Raw genomic sequence first — 2724 nt, 5'->3', positions numbered from 1 at the left:
GATCAGTAGCCGAGAGCGTCGGCGAGGTCGCCGTAGTACCGGTCGGGGACGGGCGTGTGGCTGTCGCCCACGAATCCCTGGGCGGCCGGGCGGGCGGCGGCGTCGGCTCGCAGCTTGGAGATGATCTGGGCCGGGGTCATCCCGGCGCAGGGGCCGGCGTCGATGCAGCGGGCCACGAGGCCGGCCACGTGGGGCGAGGCCATCGAGGTGCCGGAGATCGTGGCGATCCCGCCGTCGTTCCAGGTCGACGTGATGCAGGTGCCCGGAGCGGCGATGGTGTGGTTGGCGTCGGCCGAGCCGGGAGCGGCGTAGTCGGAGTAGCTGGCGGCGGTGTCGTCCTGCTCCCGGGCGCCGTCGGAGCAGTCGGCGGTGGTGGCCAGGCCGCCGGGCTGGCCGTCGAAGTCGGACATGGCCGTGACGGCCAGGACCTCGGGGTAGGCCGCCGGGGTCGACTGGGCCAGGTCGCCCCCGTCGTTGCCGGCGGCGGCGACGACGGTCACGCCGGCGGCAGACACCTGGCAGACGGCGGTGTGGAACGGATCCTGGTCGGTGGTGCCGCAGTTGTCGTCGCTGGTGCCCTCACCGCCGAGGCTCATGTTGGCGACCTTGATGTTGTCGGCGGCGGCGTTCTGCGCCACCCAGTTGAGGCCGCAGATCACGTTGGAGATGTCGCCCGACCCGTCGGCGCCGAAGACCCGCACGGCGTAGATCGGGGTGCCCGGTGACACGCCGACCACGCCGGGGATGCCGGTGTCGCCGACGATGCCGGCGACGTGGGTGCCGTGCCCGTTCTCGTCGGCCGGGATGCCGTTGGCGTCACCGTTGGACGCGGTCTGTTCCGAGGGGCCGAGGATCCCGAGGAGGCCCCCGCCAGAGGACGGTGCGCAGTCGTAGCCGCCGACCACGTTGAGGTCGGGCCGGGTCATGACGCCGGTGTCGAGCAGGGCGACGGCCGCCTTCTTGGCTGAGGTGGCGCTGGCACTGGTGTTGGTGGTCGCAGCGGTGCCGTCGGCGTTGGAAGCCGGGGCGGCGCCGATGCGTTCGACGCCGGTGGGCACAGCCGGCACGGACGTGCCCTCGCCGGAGTCGAGCAGGTGGACAGGCCGGTTCGGCGCCACGTAGGCCACGCGGGAGTCGTGCCGGAGGGTGTTGAGCTGCGAGACCGGGAGCGAGACCACGAGCGAGTTCACCGCTCCGAACAGGCTGTCGATGGTGGCGCCGAGATTGGTGGCCGTGGCGGCCACGGCGGGGGCGGAAGCGGTGTCCTTGAGGACGACGATGTAGTTGCCGGTCCCGAGGACCGACCCTCCGGCCGGCGAGGGAAGCGACAGCGCCAGAGGGGCGAGGCATACGGCGGCGAGCGCGGGAACGAGGAATCGGCGAAGCATCGCTTCGACCTCCTTGATCGACTGCCGGACCGTGGGGGCGTCCGGCGCGGCATTCTTCGACCGAGGCGGTTCAATTCCTTCAATCGTAACGAAACCGGCCCACTCTTCTTAGATCCCCTGAGCCGATTCGGGCGATCTGTCCGGCTCTAGATGAGTAGTTCCAAGCCCTTGTGGTCAGTGGTCGTAGGCGGTGAGCGATCGGAGGGTTGGGGCGCCGCGTTGTTCGTTGTGCCAGATGACGGCGGTGAGGGCGAGGAGTCGTTGCAGGACGCGGGCGGCGACGCCGGGGAGGCTGCGGGCGGCGTGTCGTTCGAGGTCGAGTTGGGCTTTGAGGGTGTGGTTGATGGACTCGATGATCTGGCGGAGGGGGCGCAGGAAGCGTTGGCCGGGTCGGGCTGCTTCGGTCTTGAACGCGGGTCGGATGAGGGTGGCGCCCCGGTCGGCGAGTGTGGCTTCGAGTTCGGCCGATCGGTAGCCCTTGTCGGCGATGATGGTTTGTCCGGCGCGTTGCGCGAGGAGGTCGGGGTCGGTTTCGAGCAGGTCGCGGGCGACGAGGCGTTCGTCGTCTTTCGGATGGGTCAACGCGTAGGCGATGGGCAGCCCGGCGGGCGTGGCGATGAGGTGCAGGCGCAGGCCCCAGAAGTAGCGGGAGTGGCTGGCGCAGTAGCCGTAGCCGGCGGTGCCGGCGAGGTCGGATCGTTGCGCGGTTTCGCGGGAGCGTCCGCATTCCACCGGGGTGGAGTCGATGAGCCAGACGTCGTCGTGCCATGCGGTGGTGCGTGTCGCCAGGATGCGCATGACGCCATGGAGCATGGCCACGGAGCGGCGGAGGCGCTTGTTGTACGCCGGCCGCTCGGGCAGGTATGGGAACAGGCTGACGAGGTGGACATGGGCGTAGCGGATGAAGCGGGCCTCGTCGCTGTGGCCGAGCAGCGCTTGGAGCACCGCCAAGGTCACCAGCTCGGCGTCGGACAGCTGTGGCGCGATCCCGACCTTCGGGCGAGACGGAACCAGGTCAGGGTTGGCAATCAAGATGTCGTCGATCGCCACGTACAGTTCGGTCGCGAGAGCGTCCAGATCGGCGTTCATGCCCGGTCCTCCAGGATCAGGGTGTGTTCGACATCGCCGATCCTGGGCGCTCTCGCGCGCTACGTGGTGGACGGTCGCGCGGTCCGCGACCCCTTGGAACTAACCATCTAGGCCGGCACGATGGGCCATCCGGTGGTCGAGCGCCTGTCCCCCGGGCGCTGGCGCCCGACCCGCCTCGCCCTGGCCGTGCAGGGCCGTTACAAGGAACTCAACGGCCGGGAACTGGCGCTGGCCGTCACGCTGTCGG

The 2724-nt window shown here is 70.0% G+C and carries 2 protein-coding genes; both read right to left on the bottom strand.

Going from position 1 to position 2724, the window contains the following annotated elements:
• Nucleotides 1-2: 2 nt before the first annotated feature.
• The gene (locus tag Q0W90_RS24105; protein WP_297777154.1) at nt 3-1388 is read right to left on the bottom strand and encodes a S8 family serine peptidase; all 1386 of its coding nucleotides are present in this window, start codon (nt 1386-1388) and stop codon (nt 3-5) included.
• A gap of 174 nt (nt 1389-1562) precedes the next feature.
• The gene (locus tag Q0W90_RS24100; RefSeq protein WP_297777151.1) at nt 1563-2477 is read right to left on the bottom strand and encodes an IS982 family transposase; all 915 of its coding nucleotides are present in this window, start codon (nt 2475-2477) and stop codon (nt 1563-1565) included.
• Nucleotides 2478-2724: the final 247 nt, after the last annotated feature.

The sequence above is a fragment of the Mycobacterium sp. genome, from assembly GCF_025933915.1.
Lineage (GTDB): Bacteria > Actinomycetota > Actinomycetes > Mycobacteriales > Mycobacteriaceae > Mycobacterium.
This window is presented reverse-complemented; position numbering and strand designations above follow the sequence as displayed.

Excerpts from the sequence above, each read along its gene's own strand:
- Q0W90_RS24100 (WP_297777151.1), bottom strand. The coding sequence starts at position 2,477 with ATGAACGCCGATCTGGACGCTCTCGCGACCGAACTGTACGTGGCGATC.
- Q0W90_RS24105 (WP_297777154.1), bottom strand. The coding sequence starts at position 1,388 with ATGCTTCGCCGATTCCTCGTTCCCGCGCTCGCCGCCGTATGCCTCGCC.